At 73.4% G+C, this 17917-nt stretch carries 13 protein-coding genes and 1 pseudogene; 9 read left to right on the top strand and 5 right to left on the bottom strand.

Features of this window, described 5'->3' with window-relative positions; genetic code table 11:
* Positions 1 to 133: 133 nt before the first annotated feature.
* Positions 134 to 2596: an MFS transporter gene (locus tag PV796_RS42040; RefSeq protein WP_342456905.1), complete on the bottom strand. Its 2463-nt coding sequence runs from the start codon at positions 2594 to 2596 to the stop codon at positions 134 to 136.
* 267 nt (positions 2597 to 2863) lie between these two features.
* Here PV796_RS42040 and PV796_RS11435 point away from each other — a divergent pair, with 267 nt between their 5' ends.
* Positions 2864 to 3514, top strand: coding sequence for a CGNR zinc finger domain-containing protein (locus tag PV796_RS11435; RefSeq protein WP_274912845.1), 651 nt, complete (start codon positions 2864 to 2866; stop codon positions 3512 to 3514).
* Positions 3515 to 3609: 95 nt separating this feature from the next.
* On the opposite strand, the gene PV796_RS11430 is transcribed toward PV796_RS11435, so the two are convergent.
* Positions 3610 to 4131 (bottom strand): TerD family protein, encoded by a 522-nt coding sequence (locus PV796_RS11430; RefSeq protein WP_274912844.1) that lies wholly within the window; start codon positions 4129 to 4131, stop codon positions 3610 to 3612.
* Positions 4132 to 5154: 1023 nt separating this feature from the next.
* Between PV796_RS11430 and PV796_RS11425 the strand changes: the two genes are divergently transcribed.
* Positions 5155 to 5760: a YdbC family protein gene (locus PV796_RS11425; RefSeq protein ID WP_274912843.1), complete on the top strand. Its 606-nt coding sequence runs from the start codon at positions 5155 to 5157 to the stop codon at positions 5758 to 5760.
* A 9-nt stretch (positions 5761 to 5769) separates the two neighbouring features.
* On the opposite strand, the gene PV796_RS11420 is transcribed toward PV796_RS11425, so the two are convergent.
* On the bottom strand, positions 5770 to 6477 hold the full coding sequence (locus PV796_RS11420; RefSeq protein WP_274912842.1) for a TetR-like C-terminal domain-containing protein: 708 nt from the start codon (positions 6475 to 6477) through the stop codon (positions 5770 to 5772).
* A gap of 121 nt (positions 6478 to 6598) precedes the next feature.
* On the opposite strand from PV796_RS11420, the gene PV796_RS11415 reads away from it, so the two are divergent.
* The 5 genes from PV796_RS11415 to PV796_RS11395 all read left to right on the top strand — a co-directional run bounded on the left by PV796_RS11415 (position 6599) and on the right by PV796_RS11395 (position 10517).
* On the top strand, positions 6599 to 7423 hold the full coding sequence (locus PV796_RS11415; protein ID WP_274912841.1) for a hypothetical protein: 825 nt from the start codon (positions 6599 to 6601) through the stop codon (positions 7421 to 7423).
* On the top strand, positions 7321 to 7980 hold the full coding sequence (locus PV796_RS11410; protein ID WP_274912840.1) for a histidine phosphatase family protein: 660 nt from the start codon (positions 7321 to 7323) through the stop codon (positions 7978 to 7980). Before PV796_RS11415 ends, PV796_RS11410 begins: the two co-directional genes overlap by 103 nt.
* 11 nt (positions 7981 to 7991) lie before the next feature.
* Positions 7992 to 8897, top strand: a complete 906-nt coding sequence (locus tag PV796_RS11405; RefSeq protein ID WP_274912839.1) for an ADP-ribosylglycohydrolase family protein — start codon at positions 7992 to 7994, stop codon at positions 8895 to 8897.
* A 198-nt stretch (positions 8898 to 9095) separates the two neighbouring features.
* Positions 9096 to 9797 carry a ribonuclease HII gene (locus PV796_RS11400; RefSeq protein ID WP_274912838.1) on the top strand — a complete coding sequence of 234 codons (702 nt, stop codon included), beginning with the start codon at positions 9096 to 9098 and terminating at the stop codon, positions 9795 to 9797.
* A 69-nt stretch (positions 9798 to 9866) separates the two neighbouring features.
* The gene (locus PV796_RS11395) at positions 9867 to 10517 is read left to right on the top strand and encodes a hypothetical protein (protein ID WP_274912837.1); all 651 of its coding nucleotides are present in this window, start codon (positions 9867 to 9869) and stop codon (positions 10515 to 10517) included.
* Between the two features lie 502 nt (positions 10518 to 11019).
* Here the strand turns inward: PV796_RS11395 and PV796_RS11390 are convergent.
* Together PV796_RS11390 and PV796_RS11385 are read right to left on the bottom strand one after the other, a co-directional pair.
* Positions 11020 to 11595, bottom strand: a pseudogene (locus PV796_RS11390) (hypothetical protein); the annotation flags it as partial.
* A gap of 273 nt (positions 11596 to 11868) precedes the next feature.
* Positions 11869 to 14034 carry a RecQ family ATP-dependent DNA helicase gene (locus tag PV796_RS11385; protein ID WP_274912836.1) on the bottom strand — a complete coding sequence of 722 codons (2166 nt, stop codon included), beginning with the start codon at positions 14032 to 14034 and terminating at the stop codon, positions 11869 to 11871.
* Positions 14035 to 14158: 124 nt separating this feature from the next.
* On the opposite strand from PV796_RS11385, the gene PV796_RS11380 reads away from it, so the two are divergent.
* The gene (locus PV796_RS11380; protein WP_274912835.1) at positions 14159 to 15691 is read left to right on the top strand and encodes a DUF4192 domain-containing protein; all 1533 of its coding nucleotides are present in this window, start codon (positions 14159 to 14161) and stop codon (positions 15689 to 15691) included.
* A gap of 217 nt (positions 15692 to 15908) precedes the next feature.
* Positions 15909 to 17903 (top strand): glycogen debranching N-terminal domain-containing protein, encoded by a 1995-nt coding sequence (locus PV796_RS11375; RefSeq protein ID WP_446750586.1) that lies wholly within the window; start codon positions 15909 to 15911, stop codon positions 17901 to 17903.
* Positions 17904 to 17917: the final 14 nt, after the last annotated feature.

Below are 17917 nucleotides of genomic sequence, written 5' to 3'. Positions count from 1 at the left end.
CCGGGCATGAGTTGAGCACTACCAGGGCGGCGGAGTCCGGTGAGAAACCGGGCTCCGCCGCTTTGGCGTGGGCGGGTTCCCGTGAACGTGCGCGCCTGGCGTTTGGTGGTGTGCGGCGCGTGCGACGAGGGGCCTACGGGAGGAACGCGGTGACGGTCCGAGCGAAGCGTTCCGGATCGTCCCACCACGGGAAGTGGCCGGCGCCCGGTTGGACGACGACCGTGGCGTCGGGCAGGAGTGCGGCGATCTCCGTGGCGATGCGGGGCAACGGCCCGCCGTCCAACTCGCCCACGAGGAGCAGCATCGGCACCCGCGGCGCGGCCGGTGCCGCCAGGGCGGCCCGGGTCGCGGCCGGCTCGAAGGCGCCGGCGGACGCGTACCGCTCCGCGGCCCCTTCGTTGGTCTGCGGGACCTCGGTGGCGGCGTGCGCTTGGGCCGCCCCGTCCCAACGCCCGTAGAAGAACGGGGCGATGGCGTCCCAGTCGGCCTCCGTGGGGGTGCCGGACCAGACCGCCTCGTAGGAGCGGTGGGCGGCCGGGAACCACGGCTCGGCGGACCGCAGCGCGGCCGCCTCCCGGCGGTGGGCCTCGGTGAATTCGACGCCGAGTGCGCGCGCCCGGGCGGTCACCAGGGTGAGGCTGCGGACCCGCGCCGGAAAACGGGCGGCGTAAAGCAGAGCGAGATCACCGGCAGCGGAGTGCGCGAGAACGTCGACGCATTCGAGACCGAGGTGTGCGCGGAGCGCCTCGACGTCGTCCACCTGTCGGTCGCAACGGTAGGTCGCCGGGTCGGCGGGAATGCCGGATGCGCCGGTGCCGCGCAGATCGAGCCGGATCAACTGGCGGTGCTCCGCCAGGCCACCCAGATCGCCGAGGTAGGCGGAGGCGCGCATGGGGCCGCCCGGGAGGCAGAGCAGAGGTTCGCCTTTGTCATTTCCCTGGACGTGATAAGCGAGCACGGTCCCGTCGCCCGCGGTGAGGACTGGCATGGCCGCAATCCTGGGCGGGGGCGAAGGGCGGGGCAAGTGGTTATGGGGCGACTGTGGGATGGCTGGTGGGGTGGAGTGAGTGGTGGGAAAGGGGCGGGATAAGTGGTGGGGGCGGGTGGGAAATTGCGTGAGAGGGGTGGAGGTTGGGGTGTTTCGGGGGTGGGGTGAGCATTTTGTTGGGGTGGGTGCGGCTTGGGGGCGAGGCGCTGTTCGGGGGTGGGGTGTCGCTATCGGGCCGTTCCCGGGTTTGTTTGTCTGTGTCGCTCCGTCCTGAGTGGGGTGGCACTTGGTGAAGCTGTCCGGATTGGGGCTGCCGGCAGTGAGGTTGCCCTCGATGGCGTTGCCCTTGGTTGGGTTGCCCTCGGCGTGGTCGTCCTCGGTGCGGTCGTCCTCGGGCGGGGTGGAGTGCCGGCCGCTCGCCAGGAGGAGCGTGTGGAGCAGCGCCGCCATGATCTGGAGGGCGGCGATCGTCAGGAGCAGGGTGGGCGGCGGTAGCGTCGTGGCCAGACCCGTGAGGCCCGAGCCGCAGGCCGCCGCCGTGATCTTCAGGCCGGCTCCCAGGGTGAACACCTGGGCCCGTACGGCCGTCGGGGCGTGGTCGGCCCGGATCCGCAACGTCGCGGTCAGCAACGGCCCGTCGCACAGCCCGGCCACGACGAACAGCGCCACGACGGCCTCGGGCCAAGGTGCCAACGCGGCGGCAGCGAGGGCCGCCCCGGTGCCCAACAGGGAAACCGTGGCCATCAGTTGGGCCGTCATGCGGGGCCGCCACCGGGCCATGGCCAGTGCCCCGGTGAGCGCCCCTGCGGCGAACGCGGTCATCAGGGCGCCGCCGCTGCCCGGATGGCCACGATGGGCGGCGAGCAGCACCGTGGTGGTGGTCAGTCCGCCGATCCCGACGAACGCCAGGCAGGTGGCGGCGGTGATCGCCCGTAGTTCCCGGACGTGCACCACGGTGGTCAGGCCGGCGGCGGTCCCGGACCGCAGGGCGGCCGTGCCGGGCCCGCCAACCTGCGGACGGGTGCCGGGCCGCACGCGCCCGTGGAAGAGACCGGGGGACAGCACGGCGGCGACCGTCGCCGCCCCGGCGAGGAGCCCCATCGCCGGGCCCGGTGACCACAGTCCGGCCAGCACGCTTACGACGGCCGGGCCGGCGACCGAGGCGGCGTTGTAGACCGCGGCGTCCAGTGCATAGGCGCGATCGCGCGCCGGCCCGGCGGGAACCAAGTCGGCTATGAGCCCCGACAGTCCGCCGGACACCACCGGGCCGCAGCAGCCGCCGAGCAGGGCCACGGTCAGCGTCACCGGTGCGGGGGCGTGCCCGGTGAGCATCGCCAACGCGGCGATGGCCGCGGCGAAGCCGCCCAGAGCTGCGAGGTGGAACAGCCGAGGCCGTCGGGTCCGCCCGGCGAGGGTGCCCACTAGGGGAGCGGCAAGTACGTGCGGCGCCATCCAGGCGGTGAGGACGAACGCCCCCTGGGCGGCACTCCCGCTACGAGCGAGCGCCAGCAGGACCGCGGCCACGGCCATGCCCTCCTCGGCCAGCCGCGCGAACAGGGCGACGGTCAGATAGCGCGGTAACCCGGGACGGCTATGGGCGAGGCGCACGGCCAGCCTCCCTCCGACGATGACGTAACGGTTTATGACTATAGGGCGTTACGGTGGGTGTGGGTGTGGGTGTGGGTGTGGGTGTGGGTTGTGGAGGCGAGAAGTGCGGTCAGCGGTGATCCCCAACAGCAGTGCTCAGCGGCAACAGTGCGGGGGCGGTGGCGGAACGGAACGGCCGCAAGGAACAGCAGCGGCACGGAAGTATCGGAAGTAAGAGAAGTGACAGAAGTAACGGAAGTGCGCGAACTGCACGGAACGGATTGGGTGATGCATCCCCACACCTCGGGCGGCGCCCGGCGCAAGAAGTCCACGGGCACCACTGCCGGCACCGGCACCGGCACCGGCACAGGCGTCGACCTCGGTGACGGCGATCCACGGCACGGCTTCCGGCCGGCCGAGCGGCTGATCGATCTCGCCAACGCCGTCCGGGTGGCCCCGGATCTACCCCGCGCCGCCCTCGTCGAACTCCTCGCCCGCCACGGGGAGGGGCCCGACGATCTCGCCGAGGAGGCGTTCTCGGAGCGCGACGCCGATGAACTCCGCGCCACCGCCGCCCGGATGGCCGACTTCCTCACCGAGACCGACACCGACCGGGCCGCCCACGCCCTCAACGCGTTGCTGGCCGCCTGCGGCGCCCGTCCGCGGCTCTCCCGGCACGACGGTCACCCTTGGCACCTGCATATCGACCGAGGGGACGACGCGGGCTGGGCCGACTGGTTCCTGGCCTCCAGCGCCCTGGCGCTCGCCCAGATCCTGACCGAGTACGGCCGCGTTACCTGGGGCGAGTGCGCGGCGTCCGGCTGCGCCACCCTCTACCTGGGGGCGAGCCCGGGAAGCGCCCGCCGTTACTGTTCATCGGCCTGTGCCACCCGGGAACGGGTCGCGGCCCACCGTCGCCGCAAGAAGGCCGGCGGGTGACGGGGCGGGGCGAGGTGGGGTGCTGGGCAAAGGACAGCGGGGTGGGGAGGCGGGCCTGGGCCGCCTCCCCACCCGGCTCTCCGTGTGTGTATCCGTCAGTTCCCCATCACCCTGGTGAAGGTCTCCGGGTCGGTGTCGAACCCGCGCAGCACCTGCTGGAACCGCCATTCGCCGTGGGCGTCCCGGACGAATTCGGCGACCGCCGCCGCCGTTGCGTCCTCGACTCCGGCGAAGTCGTTCCGCGCCAGCTTGCCGTATCCCTCGCGGACCTCGACGAGGGTGTTCTCCACCTCGCCGAAGACCTTCCGGCCGTGCGCCTGTTGGATCACCACGCCCACCACGACGCGGGAGTAGCGCTCGGACACCCGGCTCAACTCCAGCGTCAACACCTCGTCGTCACCGAACCCTTGGCCGGTGCGGCTGTCCCGGTTGAGGGTGATGGTTCCGTCCGGTGACCGGCTGTCGAAGTGCACCAGGTAGGCCGGCTCGCCGTGCGGTGCATCCGCCGAGTACGTCGCCGCGATGATGTCCAGGTCGATGTCCGGCTCGCCGATGGGGCTGGGGTCCCAGCCGAGCGCCACCACGACCTTCTCGATGCCCTTGTTGAACGTGTTCACCGGGCTCCCTTCCGTCAGCTCCCGTGACGGAAGTCCGCGAGTGCCGCAGACAACTGCCCCGGAATTTCCCCGTGTTCGTCCATGGTCCCACGCCCCCTCGGGCGCCGGCCCGCGAAATGCACGGCCGGCCAGGGGCGTTCGCATCCCGGCGCAATCCGCCCATTGATCGTCGGTGCAATGCGGAATGCGCCTCGGTGCAATGAGTGCATTGCCTCCACCGCGGCGCGGATTGTTTCGGATTGCTGTGAGCTGGTGAGCCACATTGAACCGTGTCGACAAGTCTCCGGACTTCCCAGTCAGTTGTCCCCGTGTGTGCGTCGCCCACCGCCCACCACTCGCCGTCCCCTCCCCGCCACCCGGCGCCTGTCACTCACGCCACCGCTTCGCTCCGTAAGCGGGAGAAGCGGCCGTCGAGGACGTCTAGGGCTCGGGCGGGGGAGAGGTGGCCGATGAGGCCGCCGGTGCGGGCGAGGAGGGTGCGCGGCCTGTTCCGGCACTGCGGTCCCGGCGGCTTCGCCGACCAACCGGGCGATCAACCGGCCGAACACGGCCCAGAGTTCGCCCGTTGTGCGCACACTCCCAGCGTCCGCTACGGGGACACCGTCACCCCTGGCCTGGCCGTCGGAGGCCACTCCGGGTGGAACCGGTGGGGGCGACGGCGGTGCCGATCCGCGTGACCCGATGGCGGTCCTTGTGCCCCCGTACGGCGAGCCATTGCCGCGTCCCCTCAAGGAGGCGGTGATGGCGGCTCCGGTCGGGCGCGGCGTCCACCCGGCCGTGCGCGCGGAGGTCGGGAACGCCGCTGACGCCTTCCGGGACGCGCCGGCTGCGAGCTGCGCGAGCGGGAGGGGAGAGTCGGCGTGCCGCGCGCCGACCGGAAGGACCGGTGCCTCGCCGCCGCGGAGAAGGCGGAACGGCTCTTGAGGCGCCGATTCCCACCGATCCGTGGACGTAAGGGAGTTCGGGCCGGTCGGGGCTCGTTGTGCAGCGGATCTGCCGGTCCGCGGGCCGTACCATGGCGCGGTGCTCGTCAAGTGGATTCGCCTTACCGTCGTGGACCGCCGAGGGTTCGAACGGGGGCAGCGGAAATGGGCCGGGCTCCTGGGGGAGCCCGGTTTCCGGGGGCAGGCCGGGGGGTGGAGCCGGTCCCGACCCGGCGTGGCCCACATGGTCGGCTTCTGGGAGAGCCGGGCGTTCTACGACTCCTTCATGGCGCGCTCGCACGACCGGTTGGCGGCCGCTCAGACCGGTACCTACAAGGACGGCCAAGTGCGGCTGTTCGAGCACGAATTCGACGTGAAGGTGGGGTTCCGGCCGGCCTTCGGGGACGCGGACGTGCTGCGGCTGGCGCACTGCCAGGTGCGCCCGGAGCGGGTCGACCACTTCGTGCTCATGCAGGAGAAGGTCTGGAACCCGGCGATGGCCGGGTCGCCCGGCATGCTCCGGGGGATGGTCGGGCGGGCCCCGGGTGAGGAGTTCCTGGTCCTGTCCATGTGGCAGTCAGCGGCCGAGCGTGGCAAGTACCGCCCGGAGCGGGTGGAGCGGCTGGCGCTGCGGGCCCAGATAGCCGCCGACGTCCAGGCGATCGCGGGCGACGTGGTGCAGCTCGAACCCTCCTGGACGGTGTGAGCCCGCTGATCAGCCCGTCCGCTCCGGGGAGTTGGGCGCGCCACCGGGGGACCGGTCACGGGTGAAGACGCCCGCGTGCGCCGCGGCCAGCGCCGCCGCGGCGGCCTGCTCGGCGAGTGCCTCGTCGACCGCCTCCCGGGTGACGAAGAGCCGGAAGAGCAGCGGGGCGGGCACGGCCCGGACCAGCGCCCCGGCGTCGACGACGGTCCCCTCGCCGCTCGGCAACTCCCCGCGCCGCACGGCGCGTTCCACCATCGCCTCGCAGCGCGCGAACCGCTCGGCGTAGTAGGCGCGCAGCGCCGAGGCCGCCCGCTCCGACTGGAAGCCGGCCGCGATCATCGCGGAACCGGAGGCGCCCGCCGCGGGGTCGGTGAACGAGTCGACGGCCTCGCGGGCCAGGGCGCGCAGATCGCCCTCCAGAGAGCCGGTGTCGGGCGGTCGCCAACTGTCCTCGCCCGCCAGGTCCAGGGCGTCGGCGATCAGCCCCTCCAGGTCGCCCCAGCGGCGGTAGAGCGTGGTCTTGTGCACCCCGGAGTGCTCGGCGACGTACTCGACCGTCAGGCCGGGATAGCCGAGTTCGGTGAGACCGGTCAGCACGGCGTCGCGGACGGCGGCCCGGGTGCGGGCCGTACGGCCGCCGGGGCGCCGGGTGCCGGGGGTGGAGGCGGCCGCCGGGGCGTCGCTCCCGGCCCGCGGATACTCGGTGTCACCAGTCAACTGCAACTCCTATTGCGTTAGTTCGGCGGGTGTGGCACTCTCATCGTAACGCTATTCGAGTTGCGTTTGCCGTTCCGGCGGTATCGCCCAGCGCGCCCGCGTGCATCACCTGGAGGATCACGTGCCCACTCACATCTCCCCGCGTCACGTCACCGAGCCTCGCGCCGGCCGTCCGCTCCTCGACGCCGTCCCTCTGGCCGTGCACCCGGTCGAACGCCTGGGCAGCGCAGACGAGAACGGTGCCGGCAAACCCACCCTGCTGCGCTCCCTCGCCCGTCCGAAACCACCCGACGAAGGGCGCACCGTCCTCACCGACGACGGCGGCGCCGGCTGTCCGGGCCGAACCCCAGGCTTACCCCCGGACCGCACCGTCCAGGACGCTGTCGACACCGCCCTCGCCGAACTCCGCGAGAGCGAGCGCCGATTGAGATCCCTGGAGGCCGTCCTCGGGGACGCCCCTACGGTCCATCTCGACGGCCACCGCGCCCCGCTCGCCCGCTTCGAGCTCCGTGGCGGATACGCGGCCGAGGACCGCACCGCCCGCGCCCCGCGTGGCCGGGGCCTCGCCTGCCTGATCGCGGCCGAACCCGAGGCCCTGCTCCTCGACGAGCCGACCAACCACCTCGCCGCCCCCGACTGGCCCGCGGACTGGCCCGGCGCCCTGGCCGTCATCCCCCACGACCGCCTGCGGTGCCGCCCTTTCGCCGGCCGCCCGTACGAAATACGCAGGGACCGCCCCGCGCTCTTCGCCTGCCGAAACCGGCGGCGCGGGCCTGCGCGCCCGGGCCGGCATCCCCAATGCCACACCCGGCATGTACAGGGCAGGCGATTTACGCTGGCCGCATGGCACGGCCCCGACGCATCGTCCTGCTCCGCCACGGCGAGTCCGTGGGGAACGTCGACGACACCGTCTACGAGCGCGAGCCCGACCACGCCCTCGCCCTGACCGCGACCGGCCGGAGCCAGGCCGAGGCCGCCGGCCACCGGCTGCGCGGGCTGTTCGGCGACGAGCGCGTCTCCGCCTACGTCTCGCCGTACCGCCGCACCCACCAGACCTTCCGGGGTCTCGGCCTGGACCCCGCGAAGGTCCGGGTCCGCGAGGAGCCGCGACTGCGCGAACAGGACTGGGGCAACTGGCAGGACCGCGACGACGTCCGGCGCCAGAAGGCGTACCGCGACGCCTACGGCCACTTCTTCTACCGCTTCGCGCAGGGCGAGTCCGGCGCCGACGTCTACGACCGGGTCGGGGCCTTCCTGGAGAGCCTCTGGCGGAGCTTCGAGGACCCCCGCCACCCACCCAACGTCCTGATCGTCACGCACGGCCTCACCATGCGGCTGTTCTGCATGCGGTGGTTCCACTGGTCGGTCGCCGACTTCGAATCGCTGTCCAACCCGGACAACGCCGAATGGCGCACCCTGGTCCTCGGACCCGACGGCCGGTACGCCCTCGACCGCCCCTTCGACCGCTGGTGCGAGCCCGAGCCGTATGGCGTCACCGGTTAAAGTGCACAGCGATGACGACCCCTGATCCCCGTGACGCGGACCGCTGCGCGCGGGCTCTGGCGAGCCTGCGCGGCCTCTCCGTGGGCGACGCCCTCGGAGCGCAGTTCTTCGTCCCCGCCCACCACCCCTTCCTCAAGCGCCGCGAACTGCCGCCCGCGCCCTGGCGGTGGACCGACGACACCGAGATGGCCTGCTCCGTCCTGGCGGTCCTCACCATGCACCACCGCGTCGACCAGGACGCCCTGGCCCGCTCGTTCGCCGAGCGCCACGACGCCGGCCGCGACTACGGCCCGGTCGTCGACCGCCTCCTCCGCCAGATCCGCGCGGGCGGCGACTGGCACGAGTTGGCCGCCGTGCTCTTCAACGGCCACGGCTCCTGGGGCAACGGCGCCGCCATGCGTATCGCGCCCCTCGGCGCCTGGTACGCCGACGACCCCGAGCAGGCCACCCACCAGGCGGAGATCTCCGCCTACCCCACCCACCAGCACCGCGAGGCCGTCGTCGGCGCCATGGCCGTGGCCGCCGCGGCCGCCCTGGTCGCCGACCCCGCCCGCGCGCTCCGCCCCGAGGCCCTCATCGACGGCGTGCTGGCCCTGATCCCGCGCAGCGCCGTACAGGCCGGCCTACGCCGGGCCCGCGACATGCTCGACTACGCCGACCCCGGCACCGTCGCCGCGGTCCTCGGCTGCGGACGGCGCACCAGCGCACACGACACCGTGCCGTTCGCCCTCTGGGCCGCCGCCCGCAACCTCGGCGACTTCGCGCAGGCGATCTGGACCACCGCCCGGGCCGGCGGCGACGTCGACACCACCTGCGGCATCGTCGGCGGCATCGTCGCCGCGGCTCCCGACGGCACGCCGCCGCAGGAATGGCTCGACCGCACCGAGCCGCTCCCCGCCTGGGCGCCCGTCCTCTGACCTCGCGCCACAACTGGCCGCCCCCACCGGCCAGTTCGCGCCCTGATGGCTGCCCACCCGCGCTCGCTCGCGCCCCTCGGCCCACTCGCCGGCGGCCGCGTCGAACCCGCGCATCCGGCCCACCGCCGGTGTCCGCGGAGCCCAGGTTCGGATCCGGTGCGGACGGCGGCGCCGAATAGGCGTAATCTGGCTGGCGCCATGCCGTACGAGCCTCCCACCCACACCGTCGAGCGATCACTGCGCGCCACCACGGGCGCCAAGATCGTCGCAGGGATCGACGAGGTCGGGCGCGGAGCCTGGGCCGGTCCGGTCAGCGTCTGCGCCGCCGTCACCGGTCTGCGCCGGCCACCGGACGGACTCACCGATTCCAAGCTGTTGACCCCCAAGCGCCGCACCGAACTCTGCGACGTGCTCGCCAATTGGGTCACCTCGTACGCCCTGGGGCACTCCTCACCGGAGGAGATCGACGCCCTGGGAATGACCGCGGCACTGCGGCTCGCCGCCGTGCGCGCACTGGAGGCGCTCCCGGTCCAACCGGACGCGATCATCCTCGACGGCAAGCACGACTACCTGGGCGCGCCGTGGCGGGTCCGGACGGTCATCAAGGGCGACCAGTCCTGCATCGCGGTCGCTGCCGCGTCCGTGATCGCCAAAGTGCGGCGGGACGCCCTGATGGCCGAACTCGGCCAGGAGTACGCCGACTTCGACTTCGCGGCCAACGCCGGCTACCCCTCACCGACCCACCGCACCGCCCTGGAGGAGTACGGTCCCACGCCGTACCACCGGGTGTCGTGGTCCTACATGGACGCCCTGCCCCGGTGGCAGCACCTCAAGAAGGTGCGCGTCACCCCCGAAGCAGCCGCTCTGGAGGCCGGTGGCCAACTCGGCTTCGACTTCTGAGCGGAGCGGGGCGGGAATTTCGGTACCCGCTGTCAATGTTCCGCACCTACGTTTGATAGACATCCCTTTATGCCTCTCATCCCCGAGGAGCCTCAGATTCACGAGAGTGTCCCGGGTCCCCGCGCAACTCCGGCCGCCGGCCGCACCGCGTCGACCCCCCGTCCTGTCCCTGGCCCCGGTCCCCGCCCCGCCCCGCCGCGAGGCGCCCCCGCGTCCAGTGCCCGTCCGGGCAAGCCCGGACCCACCGCCCCGCCCCGCGGGTCGGTTCCTGCCCCGCCGGCGCAGCGCACCGGCTCCCCGCAGCCTCCCGTCGCCACCACCGGCGCCGCCGAGGGTGCCCAACTCCAGTTGATCCCGGCACCTGTCGATGGAGCCATCGACGCCGCCGACGAAGCCGTCGACCTGCTCCTGGACTCCGGCCGCGCGCCGAACGAGATCCTGGTGCTGACCACCGGCGAGAACCACCCGTGGGCGGCCCACGAACTGTCCTTCGGTGAGGCGGCCTACTGGGCGCAGCACGACGCAGCCGACGACGTGTTCTACGCGGACGCCGGCGCCGAACGCACCACCGGGCGGCCCGTCGTGGTCGTCGCCGTCAACGGAAGCGACAACGAGGTCACCGCGCGGGCGTTGCCCGCCGCGATGGCCCGTGCCGGAGCGCTGCTGATCGTCTGCGGCGACCCGCAGCGGATCAACGCCGTGCTCGGCGCGAACGCCTGACCACCATCAGCCCGACACGGCCCGCCGGCCTCATGGCCGGTCGGGCTCGTTCGCGCGCCCGGACACCTCAGGGCAATACAGCTAGGGCGCTTCTGACGGATCTCCGTGGCGTCGCGGCGTTGCCGACATGTCCCTATAGCTCCGCTATGACGACATCCCGGCGCCTTGCGATCGCACGCGCCAGACGCCGCTCCTTCCGCCACGGAGATCCGTCAGAAGCGCCCTAGCGCACCACCGTGCGCCGGCGCGTTTCCGTCGCACCGCCGCCCGAACGCCGGGGCGTGCCCCGGACATTGCGTGGCTGCTCGCCCGGCGTCGCCGCCCGCACCGCCGGGACGCGCTGAGGGGTCACCGGGCCCGGGCCGACCGGCAGCCCCTGGGCAACGGACTGCCCCTCGGACCGCGGGACTTGTGGGGGCGCGGCGCCTGAGGGAACGATGCCCTCCGGGGCGGACGCCCCAGTGGTGACATCCAACGCACCGTCCCCGTCGGACGCCTCGTGGCGAGGGCCGCTCCGCGCCGCGTCCGACCCGACCTTGCGCTTCGTGGGGGAGGGCGCCCTGGGCAGCCGCCCACCCCGCCCCTCGCCCACCACCTGCCAACGGTCCCGGGTCAGCGCGATGTACGCCCCGCAGCGGAGCCCGTGCAGGGTGCAGGCGTCCCGCAGGCCCCACATCCAGGCGCCGTCCGCCTCCGTCCAACGGGGCTCACCCTCCCGGGAGTGGAGCAACACCGCCGTCCGGGCCGGAACGCGCAGTCGCAGATCGTGCGGGATGATCCGGCGAAGCTGCGCCAACAGCGCATTGCGGTACGCCCAGCCGTCCGGGGCCATCGCCGGCTCGCCGAACGACGCGCTGGCGATGACTCGTTCTTGGGGGTCCAACACCGCCACGATCACCGTGCCGGTCCCCGGAAGATGACGGGCGTACAGATCGGCGACCACCTCACGGGGCGCGCGCAGCAACGGAATTCCGGCCGAGGCCCACTCCGCCAACTCCAGCAGTCGCCCCCCTCGGGCGCTGGAGCCGTCCGACTCGGGCGGCGGTTCTTGCGGGGGCCGGGCGAATCCGAAGGTCATCGTCCTCCCTTCGTCTACGCGTCCGCGCTACGGGCCGCGTCCCGTCGCACCGGCGCACCACGGCACGCCCCAAGCGGACCGCGAACGGCCGGACACCGGGAAGCACTTCCCATTCTCGCGGCTCGTACAGGCATGCGGCAACGAGCAGTTCGCCGCGGCCGGCCGGAAATATCCGCCGCGTCACCGGCATCCCTGCCCGTCGCAACCGCCTCTGATGCCCGGGCACCCCTTCCTTCCCGTCCACCCCCATCAGAACCACCCCCTCGACATCAACTAGCCCTGCACGGCCAGAACTAGTGGGAACACCGCGCCGGCACCGGCCCTCCGCAACAGCCGGGCGGCCACCGCCAACGTCCAGCCCGTGTCGGCATAGTCATCCACCAGGAGCACCGGGCCGTTCGCCGACGCCAGCGCCTCCGCCAGCTCCGGAGAGAGCGACAGCGCGCTGTGCAGGGCCCGCAGCCGCTGGGCGCTGTTGCTCCGCGGAACCCTCGGCCCCGGGCCGTCGTCGAGCGAGGCCACCGTGCCCAGGAACGGCATCCGGCCCACCGTGGCGATCCGTTCGGCGAGCGAGCGGATCAACTGCGGGCGGCTGTGCGAGCCGAGACAGACCACGCCCACCGGGCGCGCCGCGGCGTCCGCCGTGCCCGAAGCCCAACCCCCGGGCCCCTTCGCCCAATCCGCCAACACCGTCACCACCGCGGCCGCCACATCGTCGGACACCGGCCCGTCCGGCGCCTGCGGGGCGAGCATCGGCCGCAGGCGATTGCCCCACCCGATGTCCGACAACCGCCCCAACGCCCGTCCCGTCGAGGCCAGTTCGCCTGCCGGGATCCGGCCCTTGAGGTCGACCCCTACGGCCGGCAGCCCCGTGGGCCACATCCGCCGCGGCTCCACCTCCACACCGGGGCGGCCCAGTTCGCCGCGGGCCGCGTCCAGCGATCCGGCGGACACCTCGGCCGTGAACCGCGGTCCCGCGCAGTTGTCGCACCGGCCGCACGGGGCCGCCGCTTCGTCGTCCAACTGCCGCCGCAGGAACTCCATCCGGCACCCGGACGCCGCCGCGTACTCCCGCATCGCCTGCTGCTCGGCCTCCCGCTGCCGCGCCACCCAGGCATAGCGCTCCGCGTCGTACGCCCACGGCCGGCCGGTCGACGTCCAACCGCCCTTCACCCGCTGAACGGCACCGTCCACATCGAGCACCTTGAGCATGATCTCCAGGCGGGAGCGCCGGAGTTCGACCTGCGGCTCCAGCGCGGGCAGCGACACCGGCCGCCCCGCCGCCGCCAGTACGTCCAGCGTCCGCCGCACCTGCTCCTCCGGCGGGAACGCCAGCGAGGCGAAGTACTTCCAGATCGCCTCGTCCTCCCGGCCCGGCAACAACAACACCTCGGCGTGCTCGACACCGCGGCCGGCCCGACCCACCTGCTGGTAGTACGCGATCGGCGACGACGGCGAACCCAGGTGCACCACGAACCCCAGGTCGGGCTTGTCGAACCCCATCCCCAGCGCGGACGTGGCCACCAGCGCCTTGACCCGGTTGGCCAGCAGATCGTCCTCGGCCTGCTGGCGGTCGGCGTTCTCCGTCTTGCCGGTGTACGACGCGACCACATGACCCCGGTGCCGCAGGAACGCGGTGACCTCCTCGGCGGCCGCGACGGTGAGCGTGTAGATGATCCCCGAGCCGGGCAGTTCGTCCAGATGGTCCGCGAGCCAGGCGAGCCGGTGCGCGGCGTCCGGCAACGGCAGCACGGCCAGGCTCAGGCTCTCCCGATCCAGCGGACCGCGCAGCACCAGGGCCTCCGCGGTGCCCTCGCCCGTCCCCAACTGCTCGGCGACATCGGCCGTCACCCGGGCATTGGCCGTCGCGGTCGTCGCGAGCACCGGAACGCCGGGCGGGAGGTCGGCCAGCATCGTGCGCAGCCGCCGGTAGTCCGGGCGGAAGTCATGGCCCCAATCGGAGATGCAGTGTGCCTCGTCCACCACCAGCAGCCCGGTGGCCGCCGCCAGCTTGGGCAGCACCTGATCACGGAAGTCGGGGTTGTTGAGCCGCTCCGGGCTCACCAGCAGGACGTCGACCTCGCCGGCCGCCACCTCGGCCTGGACGGTGTCCCACTCCTCGGTGTTGGCGGAGTTGATGGTGCGCGCCCGGATGCCGGCCCGCGCGGCCGCCTCGACCTGGTTGCGCATCAGCGCGAGCAGCGGAGAGACGATCACCGTCGGCCCGCTGCCGCGCTCCCGCAGCAGCGCCGTCGCGACGAAGTAGACCGCCGACTTGCCCCAGCCGGTGCGCTGCACGACCAGGGCCCGCCGGTGCTCGGCGACCAGCGCCTCGATCGCCCGCCACTGGTCTTCACGCAGTCGGGCCGCCCCGTCGGGATCCCCGACGAGTCGGCGAAGGACGGCATCGGCCGCGGCACGCAGGTCTTCGTTGCTCATGCCCCCATGCAACCCGATGCCACTGACATCGCGCGAACCCCCGCCGCGGGCTGTGGAGAACCGTGAAGCCGCGAGTTATCCACAGGGGTCGCGGAAAGCCGCTCGACCGCGGGATCTTCGAGCCATGAATCCGCACAGCGAACCGCACGAGTCCAGCAACGACGCCCCCCAGACCCACGGCCACAACGCCGACCACATTGATCCCGACCACCACGACGCCGGTCCCGCCGGCACCCCGCCCACCCCCTACGACCCGCCCGGCCCCACCCTCTCCTGCGGCGCCGACGGCCGGCCCACCGACCCGACCGCCCCCGGCGACGCCCCGGCGCCCGCAGCACCGCCCGGCTCCACCGGCCCGGCCGCGAGCCCGCCCACCGAGCCGCAGGTCACCCTCCGCGGCCCCGCGGACCTCGCCGACGCGCTGCCATACCTCCTCGGCTTCTACCCGGACGACAGCATCGTGATGGTCGCCCTGCACGGCGAGCGCGCCCGGTTCGGCGGCCGGCTCCGCCTCGGCATCCCCACCGACCCGTCCCACTGGCCCGATGTCAGCGACCAACTCGCCGACTGCCTGATCACCGGCGCCCGCAAGCGCTCCGGAAGCCTCGTCGGCATCCTCGTCTTCCTCTGTCAGGAACCGGCCCCGGGGGAGAGCGGCCGGGACGTCAAGGAGCGCCTCCGGCCCCTGGCCCAGCGACTGCGCACCGCCTGCGGTGCCCTGGACGTCCCGGTCCTCGAAGCCCTCTTCCTCTCCAACGGCCGCTTCTGGTCCTACTGTTGCCCCGACTACCGCTGCTGCCCCGCCGACGGCACACCCCTGCTCCTGCCCGGCACGTCCGTGATGGCCGCGGCCGCCTCCTATGCCGGCATGCAGGTGCGCGGCTCCCTCAAGGAGATGGAGGCCCGCCTGGCGCCCCGCACCGGACCGCGCGGCGCCGACCAAGAGAAGGCCCTGGACGACGCGGCCGCCGAACTGCTGCCGCGGATGTTCCGACCGGACGGCGCCTCCGCCGTCCAACGGGACACCCTCGAACTGGCCGCCGCGATGATCCACCGGTTCCGCCAGGACACTCCCGCCGGCAGCAACCGCGCCCGGGACGCCTGCGACGACGCGCTGATCACCGACGCCGAGGCCGCCACCCTCATCCTGGGCCTCCAGGACCGCACCACCCGTGACCGGGCCGCGGAATGGATGGACGGCCCCGAGGCCGCGGCGGCCCTCCGGGTCTGGCGCGCCCTCGCCCGCCGCTGCACCGGCGGCTACGCCGAGCACGCCGCGGCGCCCCTGACCCTCGCCGGCTGGGTCTGCTGGTCCATGGCGGACGGTCCCTCCGCGCGCGTGGCCCTCAGCCGGGCCGTGACCGTCGATCCCGACTGCGTCTTCGCCCAGTTGCTGCACCGCGCCATCAACGAGGGCCTGGATCCTGAGCCGTTGCGCCGCTGCCTGCGCGAGCAGCGGGAGGAGGCCGAGGACACCGGTGCTGCCGAGGCGACGCCACCGGGCCGGCGACGGCCGGCGCAGCGAGCGACACCGTCACGCCCGGGAGGCACCGCCCGTCCCCGCGGCCCACGCGGCGGCACGGGCCCCGGTTCCCGCACGACCGGAGCCTCGGGCAGTCGCCGAGCGGGACGGGGTGGTGACCGAAGTCGGCGGTGACCGCGAGGAGATGGGGCGCGGTCGGCGTGACCTGGGCGCCGGCCGTACCGTTCAGCTTGGTGGCGCAGGCCGTACGGAGCCCCGACCTCACCAGGGAGCGCAGAGCGTGCCAGGGATCGTCCCCACTACCTCACCGGCCCAACGACTCACCGGAGACCGGCGCGTCCCGCCGGCTCGAATTCCCCAACCCCAGTCCGTGCACGCGATGTTGGTCTGTGTGGCCCTGCCATCACTCGCCGTGTCGTCCAGTACGGGGCAGTTGACCGGCCAGGGGCTGGACGGCTGCTACCGCGACGGCCGTCGGGTCCTCGCCCGCTGCGAGGTACGCGCCGCGGGCGGTGAACCACTCGTCGTGCAGGGGCAGTTGCTCGCCACGGACCGCGCCCGGTTCACCGGCGTGGTCCGCAGAACGGGCGAGCGTGGGCCGGATCCGGAGATCCGGATGGAACGGTTGCGGTTCGCCGACGGCACAGAACGGATCACCTTCTACAGCAGTGCAACCCGGCCTGTTCGCCTGCCGGTTGAGATCCATCTGGGTACCGATCTGGCGGACCTCGGGGCCGTCGCCGTGGGTCTGCCTGGTCCCGAACTCCGCGCCGCCGTCCACGGATCCGGCCTGCGCTGGTCTGGCCGCGGAGCCCATGCGGTGGTGACCGTCAGCCCGGCGCCCCAGGACGCCCTGGCCTCCGCGGGCTTGCTGCGCTGGGAGTTGGACCTACCGCCCGGCGGCCGCCGCACGCTCGAACTCCAACCCCGCCTGGAATACGACGCGGGCGGCCCGCAGGCCCCGACGGGTCGGGTCGGCCGCGTCACCGTCCCCGGCCCGCGCACCGGCTCCACCGGGCCTCGCGCCCGCAGTGAACGGCCGCCGCGCTCATGGTCCGCGGCCCGCCTGGAGTGCGACGACCACCGCGCCGACGCCCTCATGGCCGGCAGCCTCGACGACCTGCACGGCCTGCTCGTCCGCGACCCAGCCCTGCCCGCAGACGTCTTCGTCGCCGGCGGCTTCCCCTGGCGCTGCGGCCTCGCCCCGGCCGAGGCCCTCTGGGCCGCCCGGATGCTGCTCCCGCTCGGCACCCGGCTCGCCGCCTGCACGCTGCGCACCCTCGCCCGCACCCAACAGGCCACCCCAGGGGCGGATTTCGGCCGAATTCCCGGCTCCCTCCGAGACGCCGGCCCGCACGCTCCGCCCGGCTGCACCGGCATCGAAGCGACCCTCCTCTTCCCGGTGGTCCTTGCCGAGGCCCGCCGTTGGGGCCTGCCCGATCAGGAGACCGAGCGGCTGCTGCCCGCCGCCGAACGCTGCCTCCAATGGCTCCGCACGGCCACCGACCCACGGGGCGGCGGCCGCGGCGGCTACCTCCCCGACCCCGCGCCCGACGGTCCCTACCGCTGCGAGACCCAGGCCCACGCCCATCGCGCCGCGGTGCTCGGCGCCGACCTCCTCGACGCCTGCGGATCGCCCGGTGCCGCCGCACTCCGCGACTGGGCCGCGGAACTGCGCGCCCGCTTCCGCACCGACTTCTGGCTGGAAGACCGCACCGGAGGCCGCCCGGCCGCCCTGCTCACCGGCGACGGGCGTCCCGTACCGCACCTCGGCGCCGGCGCCGCCCACCTCCTCGACACCGGCCTGAGCGGCGGCGGAACCTTCGCCCCCGGCCTGTTGGACGCACCCCAGACCGACCGACTCGCCCGCCTGCTCCGCGGTCCCGCCATGGACACCGGGTGGGGCCTGCGCGGCCTCGGCGCCAAGGAGGGCGGCTACAACCCGTTCGGCCACCGCAGCGGAGCGGTCCGCGTCCACGAAACCGCCGTCGCCGTCGCCGGGCTGGCCGTCGCCGGCCACGAAGCCGCCGCCGGCGCCCTCGCCAAGGGCTTCCTCGATGCCGCCGAGAGCTTCGGCCATCGCCTCCCCGAGATGTTCGCGGGCGAACAACGCACCGCCAACGCCGTCCCCGTCCCGCATCCGGCGGCCTGCCGCCCCGCAGCCGTCGCCGCCGCCGGCGCGGTGCACATACTCGTCGCCCTCGCCGGCTTGCGCCCCGACGTCCCGGCTCGAACGGTCGCCGTCCGTCCACTTGGCAACGCCCCGCTCGGCGCGATGCAACTGACCGGGCTCACCCTCGCCGAGCAGCCCTTCGCCGTCCGGATCAGCCGGCTCGGGATGGGCATGGTCGAGGAGGCCGCGGACGGTCTGCAACTGGGGTCATGAGGGATGCAACGCCT

The sequence above is a fragment of the Streptomyces sp. WZ-12 genome, from assembly GCF_028898845.1.
GTDB lineage: Bacteria > Actinomycetota > Actinomycetes > Streptomycetales > Streptomycetaceae > Streptomyces.
This window is presented reverse-complemented; position numbering and strand designations above follow the sequence as displayed.

Bases quoted from the DNA above. Each gene is read 5' to 3' on its own strand.
- PV796_RS11400 (WP_274912838.1), top strand. From the start codon at position 9,096: ATGCCGTACGAGCCTCCCACCCACACCGTCGAGCGATCACTGCGCGCC.
- PV796_RS11435 (WP_274912845.1), top strand. From the start codon at position 2,864: ATGCATCCCCACACCTCGGGCGGCGCCCGGCGCAAGAAGTCCACGGGC.
- PV796_RS11405 (WP_274912839.1), top strand. From the start codon at position 7,992: ATGACGACCCCTGATCCCCGTGACGCGGACCGCTGCGCGCGGGCTCTG.
- PV796_RS11395 (WP_274912837.1), top strand. From the start codon at position 9,867: ATGCCTCTCATCCCCGAGGAGCCTCAGATTCACGAGAGTGTCCCGGGT.
- PV796_RS11385 (WP_274912836.1), bottom strand. From the start codon at position 14,034: ATGAGCAACGAAGACCTGCGTGCCGCGGCCGATGCCGTCCTTCGCCGA.
- PV796_RS11410 (WP_274912840.1), top strand. From the start codon at position 7,321: ATGGCACGGCCCCGACGCATCGTCCTGCTCCGCCACGGCGAGTCCGTG.
- PV796_RS11380 (WP_274912835.1), top strand. From the start codon at position 14,159: ATGAATCCGCACAGCGAACCGCACGAGTCCAGCAACGACGCCCCCCAG.